Below are 11,476 nucleotides of genomic sequence, written 5' to 3' on the forward strand. Positions count from 1 at the left end.
CCTGAAAAAACTGGCGACATGGCACTGGAGGAACACCAAACCGACAGTGCCATCGCCGAAAAACCATACGAAAAATACAAAAACGGCTTTGAGAGTCATATCTCAAAGCCGTTTTGTCTACGGTCTGGGAGTTTAGCTTATTAAGCTAAGCTCTTTTTTTGTGTTTTACACAAATTCCTTTTTGTCAATAGAAATACTCAAAAAATAATAAAGTTTTTTTTTTGAAAACCTATTGATTTCTCCTCAAAATAAGCGTAAATTAAGCAATTGTTGAGGAGGTGATGACATGAACTGTTGGAAAACAATTCGTGTAACACAAGAGTATGGATTATTAAGGCTTATTTTGTTTTCAGCATGTACGATGCTTTTCTCTTTTTTATTTTACTATCTCATTATTAGCAGCTTCACACAAGCACACGAATTCGTTCATGTCAGCTTTACATCGATGATTTGTAGCATTGTTTTACTCATTGCTACCCATAAGCTACTCCACCTCATACCCGTTTGGCTATGTGGAAAAAAAGCTTCTATTACGTGTAAATTTGTCATGTTCCTGCCATTAACAAGCATTAAATTATATGAACCGATATCAAGAAACCTTTACGTCCTGTCATTAATTACACCAGCTATCTTATTAACAATGGTTGGAGCATTTTTATCGATTATGTATCCGACATATGTGGCTTTCATTTCCATTTTAACTTCGGTTCATTTCGGTTTAATTTTTTTCGATTTTGTTTATTTGAGCTATATCGTAAAGGCACCTAAAAGAAGTCTAGTCGAAAATCACCCTGAAGGATTCCATATTTTATTAAAAGCGTCTTAACGAGCTCGACTCGTTAGGCGCTTTTCCCATTTTCATTTACTAGTGATAATATAATCCAAGTATAATGTGGTCTTTCTCCATGTCCAATGTTTTAAAACGCAGGCTCATTCTCTCATTCTCATCAAGCGGAAGTTCAGATACTTTTAACTCAACTAATTCCTCAGTAGGATAGATGATGATCCAATGTTCTAGCTCAAGCGTGCCATTTAATAGCATTAGCATACGATCAACAGGTAATGAAAATAATCCAAGTTCAAATGAATCGACCATTAAGAGCAAGTCTCCATTAGGCTCCACTTCTGGATTAAAATAAACGACGAGTGGAATTTCTTGACCCATCATATCAAAGCGAGTGCGCAATTGTAGATTCGATTCTCCAAACTCGATTACATAAGGCACCTCACTCTCTGTTTCTGCCAAAAGTTGTCCAATAAATTGATTAAATTTTTGTTTATCCGTTTCTATTGTGAACAAAGACTCATCCGTATGAATAGGTTGTGACTCAAATAACTCACCTTCTGCCGCAGGGAATAACCGTAAGATCAATATAACAAAAAGAATGAATAAAATGCCTTTGATCGATAGTAAGATAATAAAAGCCGTCTTCCACTTTTTTTCTTGGATTGTCATATCACTCACCTCTTGCTTTTATTTTAAAAGCAACGGTCTGAATTAACAAATACAATTTAAGTGTTAATCCTATCTTTTTTATCAAACTTTTGATAAAGTTTAACTATATTGCTCGTCAGGAGGCAAGTGCATGTTTGTAATTAGTAGTTTTTTTGCATTATTTATTTTCTTTCTGATTAATTCAATGACTGACGCTTTGTGCTTAAGACGTGAAATCCCTTCAGAAAGACAACCGAAATTATTTAGAACGATCAACATATTGATTACCATCCTTTTAACATCTACATATGTAAAAATTCTTTTTACATAAAAGGAGTGAGAGTCTATAACACTCTCACTCCTTTGAATTCCCACCTTTAGTACATCCACGAAGCGCCAATAATCACCAATAAGATGAATAAAACGACTAGCAACGCAAATCCATTATGTCCTTTATGACTCATTACAATCCCTCCAAATGAAATGATCTTGAAAATGAAGCTGTGCGAGTTATCTTAAAGCCACGATGCACCTACAATTACTAGCAGAATAAATAACACAACAATTAACGCGAACCCAGCCTGGGATCCGTGAGACATAACTGCACCTCCTCTTTTTCTAGTTACGATATCTTATGCAAGCAAGGAATTTTCGTACTGGGCAATTGCCCTAAATCAAAATTCTGTACTTCCGCTATCGCTGTAAAGTGTGGTATAGTGATTACTGTAAAACTTAAGCTTGAAAGCCATTGAGGAGTTGACATGATGAGAAAACGTACGATTGCTGCCATCGGGATTGCTTGCATGACCATACTAGCAGCTTGTAATGATGAAGGAACACAAGATAATAGCCAAGTTCTTGTGACAGTTGAAGGTGTTGACATTACAGAGGGGCAATTAATTGAAGAACTGAAGCAACAAGGTGCGGACGCGATCCTTGCGCAGCTTGTAAGTGATGTTGTTATCAAAAACGCTGTTGCAAGCGCTGACATTTCAGAAGAAGAAATCGAGGCAGAACTTGAGGAACTTCGCTCTCAGTTCCAAGCTCAATTTAACACAACATCAGATGAAGAAATCCTTGAGCTCGTTCAAACTCAATTTAATCTAGAAGAAATTGAGACAATGGACGATTTCATAGACGAATTTGTTCTACCTGGACTTGTTCTTCAAAAGCTCGGTACAGAAGGTATTGATGTAACAGATGAGGATGTACAAGCCTATTACGATGAAAATAGCGAGCAGTTCGCCGAACAAGTAGAAGCAAGTCATATTCTCGTTGAAGATGAAGAAACAGCTGAAGAGGTATTAGAGAAGCTTGAGGAAGGCGAAGATTTTGCTGAGCTCGCAATGGAATATTCAGTAGATGGCTCTGCTGCTATGGGTGGCGAATTAGGCTACTTTGGAAGCGGACAAATGGTTGAACCATTTGAAGAAGCCGCATTTGCTCTTGAAGTTGGAGAAGTGAGTGACATCGTCGAATCAGATTTCGGTTATCATATCATTATGAAAACGGGATTCCGCGATTCATTCGAGGATTTTGAAGAGGAGATTCGCGAAACGTTGATCAATCAACGCACGCGTAGTCAAGAGCAAGTATTGACTGATTTAATTGATGACGCTGATATCGATGTGAAAGATTCCCAATATGAAGATTTATTTGCTCCAGCGCCAGAATTACAGTAAAAAGATGATGAACAGTCCCCAACCGGTTAATACGTGTTGGGGCTTATTTGTGTACATTCCGTTATGATAGGTTCAAACTTCTGTAATGCTACGCACAATGTCTTTATGAAAAAACGCCGCGCTTTTTTTGCACCGATCTACTCTATTTGCATAACGTAAAAGTAGGGCATTCCCCCAAACCCACTTGAGATGACGGAAGGATGATGAAGATGGCAGGCGCACCAGTATCTACAGGATACAAGTATGACTTTACATTGTTAGTCGTTTTATTTATTTTATTAGTCATTGTAGGCTCCGCTTACTTTTGCTAATAGCGAAACAAAAGGGTGTCCAAAACGTTGATAGCTTTTTGGACACCCTTTTCAGCTTGACTAACACACATTATTCGTTACCGACCTTACGTTTATTACGCTCTTCCTCAATTCTTTCCATATAGACTGTACCTTCCTGCTCAATCCATTTCTGCTCTTCCTTGTAATCCTCATACGTATATTTAATAGCTAAGGAGCCACTAATGACAATCCCTAATAAGATGAGATAGACCCACCAAGGGCTTGATATAAGGAATACACCTAACGACGTTTGAGTCAACAAAAAACCGAGTAATAACAGTCCTAGTAGAACGTATGCGTACTTACTATTGCCATGACGATTCAATTGAATCCCCTCCATGCTTGTCATCTTGCTTCATCATATGTACAAGCATGCCTAAATAGAACTATAAATTTAATGGAGACTGATGAAAACGTGGTTTATAAAAGCTGCGATGCTCTAGAGCCATCACACGTTCAGAAAACTCACCAGGCTGCACCGTCTCAAGTGCTCGATCCATCATATTAATTTTCGCGTCGATATTATCAATTAAGTGAAGGACTTCTGCCTCTTTAACAACAGGAACTTTCGGGCTTCCCCATTCCCCTTTTCCATGGTGACTAGCGATTAGATGTTGCAGAATGAGCACCTCTTCGCTGTCAATTTTCAGCTCTTCTGCCGCTTGAGCAACCTCTGTCACCATAATCGAAATATGCCCAATTAACTTTCCTTCTAACGTGTATTGCGTATCAATCGGTCCCGACAATTCTCTAACTTTCCCTAGGTCATGCAGGATGACACCAGCATACAATAAGTCGGCATCTAATGACGGATACAGTTCAACAAGACTTCTCGCAATTTTCAACATACTAACGACATGATAAGCAAGACCAGAAACAAATTCATGATGATTCTTCGTTGCTGCAGGTGACTGCAAAAAAGCCGTCTGATGCTTCTTCATTAGGTGCCTTGTAATACGTTGAATATTAGCATTTTTCATTTCAAAAATATATTGAGTAATCTCATCAAGCATATCGTCAGGCGACATTGGGGCAGAGCGAATAAAATCAGCAACTTTCACTTGATCCATTGCCGTTGTTGGTCGAATGCTTTGAATTTTCATTTGTCTACGACCACGATACTCCGATACTTCACCACTGAGATGAACGATCACTTGGCTACAAAAAGCTTGTTCATCCTCCGGTGAGCATCCCCAAAGCTTTGCTTCTATTTCTCCTGTATGATCACATAGCTGTAAAGTCAAAAAGGGCTTACCATTGCTTGCAGTCCCTTTAGTCGATGTTTTAATGAGGAAGTAGGTTTCTACTTTATCCCCAACTTGATGGTTACGAATCCCATTCGTCATAAGGCTACGCCTCCCCACTACTAAATTATTCTTATTATACCATATAAGGAAAACGCTCTGCGGTTTTTCTGACTTGCATCGTGCGTAGTCATACAAATTCGTTAATTAGACTGTTAGGCCACTTCTAAATTAAAAAAACTCACTGAAAAGGTTCATTTACCTTCCCAGTGATCATTAACTACATCAATGTGTTTTTCGGCGCTTGCTTCGTAGGCCTCTTTCTTCTGTTTGATTAAAGGCTACGGTAAATTTAACACCTCGTTCATTATTTTCAACTGTAGGTGTTGCTTCATGTAATTCAGCAATTCTCTTCACAATGGCTAGTCCTAAACCGAATTTCCCCTTACTTCCTTTATAGAAAGGATTAAATAATTGAGGTATATCTTTTTCTGGTATTTCTTCCCCATTATTTTCAACTGATATATAGATTTGTCCATTATCTTTTTTAGCTTCAATCCAAATCGAATCAAAGGCATAACGCAATGCATTTTCAACTAAGTTTTCTAATAGTACTTCTAATTGTTCACGGTCGCCTCGTATCTTTAAGTCAGCACCATTAACATAAATTTTTACATCTTCACGTTGCACTCGAAACCGTTCTTCAATTTGGAATGCCACTTCACCAAAGAGCCATTCCTCATAATTAGGTGTTTCTTCTTTTAATGAATCTAACTTTGTATAATAGAGCATATCAATCACACGTCGCTCCATTCGATTGGCCTCTTCGATAATGACATCCATCGTACTTTCCAAATCATTTTTAGGAAGAATCCCATCTTTAACGGAGTGTGCGTAACTTTTAATAACCATGATCGGTGTTTTCAACTCATGAGAAGCGTGTTGAATAAATGTTTTTTGAGAACGGTCATACAAATTTAAATTTTGACGCATTTTTTCAAACTGTCTAGCTAAGCGTTCAAAATCTTTATCGCCTTTCCAATTAAGAGGCTCCTTCCAATCGCGGTTCGCAATTTGCTCTAAATGATTACCTAGGACATATAATGGTTGGCGTAAATAATGCTTCAGCCACATAGCTGGCAATAAGCTGAGAGCACATGTTAGCAGTAAGATATAAATAAGACGTTCCCATAAGCGATTAACCATTTGATCGCGATATGTATCCCACATATATGAAATATGATAAGCTGGACGATCTGATAAATTCGTCTTTGTTATAACATAGAACACCGTTGCCCCGCCATATTGGATCTCATAGCGACCACGTTCATGATCCTGCCTAAAAGCATTTTGTGCCATCTCCCGTAAAACTTCAGCAGGTGGTGGTGAAGGCCCACCTTCAGCTGTCTGACCAAATGTATCAATAAAGAAATGTCCGACTGATCGTTCTGCATCTCTTCTCTCAACAAAATCGAGTTCGTTCCGAGGCGGATTGACTAAATCAAACAACGGATAAACGTATCTCGTTTGCTCAATTTCAATAATTCGATACGTCTCTTCTGTTAATGTCCCTTTGATCGAGATTGGGTATATTAACGTGACGGAAAGAATAACAAGCACGATTAAAGAAATGAACGCAAGCCAAATTCGTTGCGTTAAGTTCACTTTAATCATGAGGATAAAACCCTATAGCCATATCCATATAATGTTTCTAGATGTATTCTTGGCATTTTTTTACGGACTCGACGAACAACATCATCGACTGCACGCTCTGAACCAAAATAATTTTCTCCCCATACATGCTCAATAATCTTTTCACGGGAAAATGCCTTACCGATTTCTGCTGTTAAAAGTAAAATTAAATCCATCTCTTTAGTCGTTAAGTCAATAGCATCGTCATGATTGGCTTCTTGATCTGTAATAATTCTTCCTACAGGATCGATAAGGTACTGATTTAGCTCAATCTTTTTTGTATCTGACGTTGGTATTCCGTAAATCCTATTTAATAATTTCTTCGCCCGAATAATTAACTCTTGAGGCAAAAATGGCTTCGCTAAATAATCATCACTACCCATTTCTAACCCGAGAACTCTGTCTAAATCTTGATCACGTGCAGAAATAAAGATAACAGGTGTATCTTCTTTTTCCTTAATCGATTTTAAGAGCTGATAACCATCTGTACCTGGTAGCATAATATCTAATATCCAAAGATGAGGTTTTTGCTTTTGCTCGATAGCAGCACGTGCTTGATCGCCATCATGAAATACTTCCACTTGCCACCCCTCTTGTTCTAAATATGCTTTTAATACTTCTGAAAGATTTTCTTCATCTTCAACAAGGTTAATGAGATATTCACTCATCATCCATCCTCCTCGTAAACACTAGTATAAGTCTATCGCTATTGTAACGTATTTTATCCATTGAAACGAGCTTGAAGATCAGCTTACACAAAAGTTAGAGGATTTTTACACGTTTTATCACAATTTTTTTTGAAGAAGTCAATAGGAAGATAAGAGTTAAACTCTCACCTTCCCGTGTGTTATTGACTATAATACTGCAAATGCCGTAAGTAAAGCTAGCGGTAAGACTAACCGATTCCAAACTGGACGCGGTCGATAATACGGATAATAATAAGGGTTATATGGATAATACGGGTAATAGCGATGGTCGATATTACGTTGATCGTACCCATCCTGGGCATTTCCCCATTGCTGATGATTCCATTCCATCCATGTTTCTTTCACATCCATATACTGTCCTTGCTCATCCGTTGGCACGAGTAAATAAACATAATGATCATCGACATGCTCAATTACACCTTGGTACTCCTGTTGACCATTCATTTGTAACTGAACAGGTTGATTCACATGCTGCTCACATTGTGTCTTCATCCATTGAGGTGTCGCCATACTTCCTCCTCCTTTCATACATACTGTATGCAAGGAGATTAAATTAGGTGAATGCCTAACGTCTTTTTATAAATACAACGTACACAGTCGTTTACAATCACATTCCGACCTTTTAAATAGAATACATCCAGTTACCGAATGTCGTAACTGGATGCAGCTTTCCATACTTATTCCTTTCTTTCAAAAAACCGTAACAGGTCACCATACACAACACGATCAGAATAATGTAAATCCTGACGTGCCTTATCGAAATACGGCTCACAATAGCTCATATCCGTTTCTTGCTCTGTTCGTTTATCATAACAAACATCTGACGTGTACAAATAATCATCTGTCACAAAGCTTCCGTTTCTAAGGACGACAAAAGATTCCCTTTCTTCGGAAAATAAATCCGTACCAAGGTGAATCATATCCTCTGTTTCCACCCCTAATAAATGAAGCAATGTCGGTTTCAGATCAATTTGCCCAGACACCGTATCCATTCTCTTACCTTCCATACCAGGTATATGAATAAAAAGTGGTACACGCTGTAATTGAACAGTATCAAAATCAGTTATTTCGTCTTTTTCCAAATACATGGCCATCGAACGGTCATGAAAGCTCGAAATACCATAATGATCACCGTACATAATAAAAACCGTATCCTCATACATTTCTTCTTCCTTTAAACGCTCAAAGAACTGTTCAACCGCATAGTCCATATATCTCACTGTTGGGAAAAAGCGATTTAACGTTCCACTATACGAATCATACTCCTCAATAAAACGATCCTCTTCATCAAGCTCAAACGGAAAATGATTCGTTAATGTTATGAATTTAGTGAAATATGGCTCTGGCTGCTGCTTTAATAGATCAATAGATTGTTCAAAGAAATCGAGATCCTTTAACCCCCATCCTACCGAATTCTCCTCTGTTACATCATACGATTGAATATCAAAGAAACGATCATATCCTAAAGCTAAATACATCATATCTCGATTCCAAAAGCTCTTATTGTTCGCATGCATGACCGATGTGTAATAGCCAATTTCACCTAGTTGCTCAGGTAAAGCATCATACTCATTATTAGAATGAGTAAAGAAAACAGCACCACTATTTCTTCCAAATAATGAATTATCTACAACAAACTCTGAATCTGATGTCTTTCCTTGCTCTGTTTGGTGATAGAAATGATCAAAGTATATACTTTCTTCAATCAACTCATTTAAAAACGGTGTTATGACTTCCCCATTCATCGTCTGCTCGATGACAAAGCTTTGTAACGATTCCAATGAAATAACCATAACATTCTTACCTTCAATTAACCCAAAGTACTCCTCATTGGGTTCTCTATACTGTTCACGTGTATAGTAAATAATCTCATTGATTTCTGAACCATCTGCAAATGCCCTCTGTGCTTTAGAATGTGATTGAATGTACGCATCATAAGCGTGATAGTTTAACACTCCAATATTTTTCACGAGTAATTCACGATCAAACGAGCGTGTTAATAGCTGTGGACGTTCAGCTTGCGCTAAGCTTAAATTGACCACAAACACTCCAACAGCGACAACAATTAACGCAAGCGCCACTCGCGGTCTAGCAAATGAATATTCTTTTCGTTTCGTCATCCATATATAAACCAAAAAGAGTATATCAACAAAAAATAGTGCGTCCCACCATCTCACTAATTCGGCAATACTTCCTTGCACGTCACTGATATTACTCGTTTGCACGAGTACAGGTAACGTTAAGAAGTCATTAAAAAATCGATAATATAAAACATTTGCATATAAAATGATAGTTGTTAGTAAGTTTACTCCAATAAACGAAAACGGTCTCTTATCCTTTTTAATCAAAAAACAAAGACCTAATAACAAAATCGTCGAACTAATTGGATTAATAAATAACAAAAACTCTTGATAAATCGATTCAGATTGAATTTGAAAACCAAACTTATAGAAAAGGTATGTCTTCAACCAAATAAATCCAAATACGAGCCACATCATTTTTTCTCTTTTTATAAATTGAATTATGCTCGCCAACGTATATCCCCCTTTTACATTTACAAAAATTACAAAAACACTAGTATATCTTACACCTTTCTCAAACCAAGTCAATATTTTCCCACACTTTTACACGCTATGGCAAGATTTTTCTTAATTTTTTCTACTAAACTTGTCCATCTCAAAAAAAGGATGTCTCGAAAGGTCATTTTCAGACCTTTGAGACACCCACTTCCATTATTTATACATTTATTCGCATCTGCTTCCTAAATACTTCCTTAATCATGTACGCCACACCATTTTGTTCAATTGAGCGTGTAACCCAATCAGCTGCTTCCTTTACAGTATTATTCGCATTTCCCATCGCCACACCTAAACCGACCTGCTGTAGCATATCAATGTCATACTCCTCTGAACCAATTGCAACCATCTCTTCAGAAGAGATTTGTAAATGATCTCCTAATCGTTGCAGTGAACGCGACTTTGAGACTCCAGGTGCTACACATTCAATTCTTCCACGTACAGAATGTAGTAATTTAAATCCTTTGTTAATTTGCTGAAGTTGTTTCAATGCTCGTTGCTGTTCAACATCATCAAAAAACTGTGCCTGTATTTTTAAAGGAGCAAATGGTTGTTCCATCATATGTCCACAAACTGAATCAACAAAATGTATCGGGTAGAAAAGGGGATCACCGACACCTACCGTCATTTTGGCAATTAAATGATTACGTTGCTTAACTTTATTACCAATAGCGTACTCTTCATTCCAAACACGAATATGACAAGGGTACCCCTCGAGAATATCAAGAATTTGCAAAGCTCTCTCTTCAAAAATTCTTCGAACAAAAACTGGAACCTTATCATCTGAGCCGACAAATGCACCATCACTCGAAATTAAAAACCCATCGACCTTTAATGCTTTTGCAATTTTCTTCGCCGATAAATACGGTCTAGATGTTGCCAGCGTCACGTATACATCCTTTGCTTTAACATACTCGATGGCCTCTTTTGTTTGTCGAGTTATTTTCGCATTCGCTCTCACAATCGTATCATCAATGTTAAGAGCAATTAACTTATAAACCATTTCAGCTCCTCCTTCTCTCGATGTCCAACATGACTATTTCTTCACAACATATGAACATTCAGCAAAAAATAGAACTGGACGTATACGGAATGTTTCCATATACTCATTATTAATAACGTGTAGACTAAGGAGCAAGGACACATGAAAAAGACATTTAACTATTATTTTGTTCCGACCCTCTTATTTATCGTATTAACATCCTTTCAATTTCCTAATCAAGAACCACAATCGATTTTCATGGGCATACTTGGTTCAACCGTCTTAGGAATCATGGTAGGCTTTGTCATACATATAGCCGTTATCATTAAACGAAAAATAACCTAAAAAATGTGCGAGACTGTTGTCTTTTTTGAATAGTCTGATACGAATGGATTTCTCGTATCAAGCAAGCAACGTGAAAAGCCATTCTAGCCTAATCAAAGGCATTGAAAAAGTTGATTTACTTTTTCAGTAGCTTCCGGTGTAGCGTCTTTCCTTAACTGTGTCGTGTGTAGCTCCTTAAAATGGTATAAGCATTTCTAGAAATGTAGCTTTTTCAGAAATGCGAGTAACGTCCGTAGCCGACGCTCTTCTTTGAGTTTTCCTGCACCCTCCTAATGAACGTATAACGAGAATAGGGTGTACGTATAAATTCTAATTCTGCAAAAAAAAAGACGACTAATCTTTTATCAGTCGTCTCAGCCTGTCGACAAAGTCGACAGGCTTTTTTGTTTAGTAGTCAGGGTTCGGCCCTCCGATCTCGCTACCGGGATGGGGGGCACGCTTTCCGCAGGCGGGCGTTGAACTAACCGGCTGCGCCGGTGGA

The 11,476-nt window shown here is 37.8% G+C and carries 15 protein-coding genes; 5 read left to right on the forward strand and 10 right to left on the reverse strand.

Annotated elements, in window-relative coordinates:
* Positions 1-286: 286 nt before the first annotated feature.
* The gene (locus MW695_RS21855) at positions 287-826 is read left to right on the forward strand and encodes a DUF3267 domain-containing protein (protein ID WP_247107580.1); all 540 of its coding nucleotides are present in this window, start codon (positions 287-289) and stop codon (positions 824-826) included.
* Between the two features lie 39 nt (positions 827-865).
* On the opposite strand, the gene MW695_RS21860 is transcribed toward MW695_RS21855, so the two are convergent.
* Positions 866-1,456 (reverse strand): YpmS family protein, encoded by a 591-nt coding sequence (locus MW695_RS21860; protein WP_247107581.1) that lies wholly within the window; start codon positions 1,454-1,456, stop codon positions 866-868.
* 130 nt (positions 1,457-1,586) lie between these two features.
* On the opposite strand from MW695_RS21860, the gene MW695_RS21865 reads away from it, so the two are divergent.
* Positions 1,587-1,766 (forward strand): hypothetical protein, encoded by a 180-nt coding sequence (locus MW695_RS21865; RefSeq protein ID WP_247107582.1) that lies wholly within the window; start codon positions 1,587-1,589, stop codon positions 1,764-1,766.
* 46 nt (positions 1,767-1,812) lie between these two features.
* Here the strand turns inward: MW695_RS21865 and MW695_RS21870 are convergent, their stop codons facing one another.
* Both MW695_RS21870 and MW695_RS21875 read right to left on the reverse strand, forming a co-directional pair.
* Positions 1,813-1,899 (reverse strand): YjcZ family sporulation protein, encoded by an 87-nt coding sequence (locus MW695_RS21870; protein WP_247107592.1) that lies wholly within the window; start codon positions 1,897-1,899, stop codon positions 1,813-1,815.
* 51 nt (positions 1,900-1,950) lie between these two features.
* Positions 1,951-2,034, reverse strand: a complete 84-nt coding sequence (locus MW695_RS21875; RefSeq protein WP_247107593.1) for a YjcZ family sporulation protein — start codon at positions 2,032-2,034, stop codon at positions 1,951-1,953.
* Positions 2,035-2,199: 165 nt separating this feature from the next.
* Between MW695_RS21875 and MW695_RS21880 the strand changes: the two genes are divergently transcribed.
* Positions 2,200-3,117: a peptidylprolyl isomerase gene (locus MW695_RS21880; RefSeq protein WP_247107583.1), complete on the forward strand. Its 918-nt coding sequence runs from the start codon at positions 2,200-2,202 to the stop codon at positions 3,115-3,117.
* Between the two features lie 203 nt (positions 3,118-3,320).
* Positions 3,321-3,428: a YjcZ family sporulation protein gene (locus MW695_RS21885; protein ID WP_483299878.1), complete on the forward strand. Its 108-nt coding sequence runs from the start codon at positions 3,321-3,323 to the stop codon at positions 3,426-3,428.
* Between the two features lie 70 nt (positions 3,429-3,498).
* On the opposite strand, the gene MW695_RS21890 is transcribed toward MW695_RS21885, so the two are convergent.
* From MW695_RS21890 to MW695_RS21920, 7 genes are all read right to left on the reverse strand, one after another.
* Positions 3,499-3,798: a sporulation YhaL family protein gene (locus MW695_RS21890; protein ID WP_247107585.1), complete on the reverse strand. Its 300-nt coding sequence runs from the start codon at positions 3,796-3,798 to the stop codon at positions 3,499-3,501.
* A 37-nt stretch (positions 3,799-3,835) separates the two neighbouring features.
* Positions 3,836-4,795: a 3'-5' exoribonuclease YhaM gene (gene yhaM / locus MW695_RS21895; protein WP_247107586.1), complete on the reverse strand. Its 960-nt coding sequence runs from the start codon at positions 4,793-4,795 to the stop codon at positions 3,836-3,838.
* Positions 4,796-4,978: 183 nt separating this feature from the next.
* Complete coding sequence (locus MW695_RS21900; RefSeq protein WP_247107587.1) at positions 4,979-6,367, reverse strand: sensor histidine kinase; 1,389 nt, start codon at positions 6,365-6,367, stop codon at positions 4,979-4,981.
* The gene (locus MW695_RS21905) at positions 6,364-7,053 is read right to left on the reverse strand and encodes a response regulator transcription factor (RefSeq protein WP_247107588.1); all 690 of its coding nucleotides are present in this window, start codon (positions 7,051-7,053) and stop codon (positions 6,364-6,366) included. The genes MW695_RS21900 and MW695_RS21905 overlap by 4 nt, the downstream gene beginning before the upstream one ends.
* A gap of 186 nt (positions 7,054-7,239) precedes the next feature.
* Positions 7,240-7,602 carry a hypothetical protein gene (locus tag MW695_RS21910; RefSeq protein WP_247107589.1) on the reverse strand — a complete coding sequence of 121 codons (363 nt, stop codon included), beginning with the start codon at positions 7,600-7,602 and terminating at the stop codon, positions 7,240-7,242.
* A gap of 167 nt (positions 7,603-7,769) precedes the next feature.
* On the reverse strand, positions 7,770-9,590 hold the full coding sequence (locus tag MW695_RS21915; RefSeq protein WP_247107594.1) for an LTA synthase family protein: 1,821 nt from the start codon (positions 9,588-9,590) through the stop codon (positions 7,770-7,772).
* Positions 9,591-9,828: 238 nt separating this feature from the next.
* Positions 9,829-10,671, reverse strand: coding sequence for a Cof-type HAD-IIB family hydrolase (locus tag MW695_RS21920; RefSeq protein WP_247107590.1), 843 nt, complete (start codon positions 10,669-10,671; stop codon positions 9,829-9,831).
* Positions 10,672-10,812: 141 nt separating this feature from the next.
* Between MW695_RS21920 and MW695_RS21925 the strand changes: the two genes are divergently transcribed.
* The gene (locus MW695_RS21925; RefSeq protein WP_247107591.1) at positions 10,813-10,995 is read left to right on the forward strand and encodes a hypothetical protein; all 183 of its coding nucleotides are present in this window, start codon (positions 10,813-10,815) and stop codon (positions 10,993-10,995) included.
* Positions 10,996-11,476: the final 481 nt, after the last annotated feature.

The organism is Halalkalibacter sp. APA_J-10(15) (assembly GCF_023017105.1).
Lineage (GTDB): Bacteria > Bacillota > Bacilli > Bacillales > Bacillaceae_D > Halalkalibacter.

What these genes read in the sequence shown, in the direction of transcription:
- MW695_RS21870 (WP_247107592.1), bottom strand. Translation starts at nt 1,899, where the DNA reads ATGAGTCATAAAGGACATAATGGATTTGCGTTGCTAGTCGTTTTATTC.
- MW695_RS21860 (WP_247107581.1), bottom strand. Translation starts at nt 1,456, where the DNA reads ATGACAATCCAAGAAAAAAAGTGGAAGACGGCTTTTATTATCTTACTA.
- MW695_RS21925 (WP_247107591.1), top strand. Translation starts at nt 10,813, where the DNA reads ATGAAAAAGACATTTAACTATTATTTTGTTCCGACCCTCTTATTTATC.
- yhaM (WP_247107586.1), bottom strand. Translation starts at nt 4,795, where the DNA reads ATGACGAATGGGATTCGTAACCATCAAGTTGGGGATAAAGTAGAAACC.
- MW695_RS21900 (WP_247107587.1), bottom strand. Translation starts at nt 6,367, where the DNA reads ATGATTAAAGTGAACTTAACGCAACGAATTTGGCTTGCGTTCATTTCT.
- MW695_RS21865 (WP_247107582.1), top strand. Translation starts at nt 1,587, where the DNA reads ATGTTTGTAATTAGTAGTTTTTTTGCATTATTTATTTTCTTTCTGATT.
- MW695_RS21880 (WP_247107583.1), top strand. Translation starts at nt 2,200, where the DNA reads ATGAGAAAACGTACGATTGCTGCCATCGGGATTGCTTGCATGACCATA.
- MW695_RS21920 (WP_247107590.1), bottom strand. Translation starts at nt 10,671, where the DNA reads ATGGTTTATAAGTTAATTGCTCTTAACATTGATGATACGATTGTGAGA.
- MW695_RS21910 (WP_247107589.1), bottom strand. Translation starts at nt 7,602, where the DNA reads ATGGCGACACCTCAATGGATGAAGACACAATGTGAGCAGCATGTGAAT.
- MW695_RS21905 (WP_247107588.1), bottom strand. Translation starts at nt 7,053, where the DNA reads ATGAGTGAATATCTCATTAACCTTGTTGAAGATGAAGAAAATCTTTCA.
- MW695_RS21855 (WP_247107580.1), top strand. Translation starts at nt 287, where the DNA reads ATGAACTGTTGGAAAACAATTCGTGTAACACAAGAGTATGGATTATTA.
- MW695_RS21890 (WP_247107585.1), bottom strand. Translation starts at nt 3,798, where the DNA reads ATGACAAGCATGGAGGGGATTCAATTGAATCGTCATGGCAATAGTAAG.
- MW695_RS21875 (WP_247107593.1), bottom strand. Translation starts at nt 2,034, where the DNA reads ATGTCTCACGGATCCCAGGCTGGGTTCGCGTTAATTGTTGTGTTATTT.
- MW695_RS21885 (WP_483299878.1), top strand. Translation starts at nt 3,321, where the DNA reads ATGAAGATGGCAGGCGCACCAGTATCTACAGGATACAAGTATGACTTT.
- MW695_RS21915 (WP_247107594.1), bottom strand. Translation starts at nt 9,590, where the DNA reads ATGATGTGGCTCGTATTTGGATTTATTTGGTTGAAGACATACCTTTTC.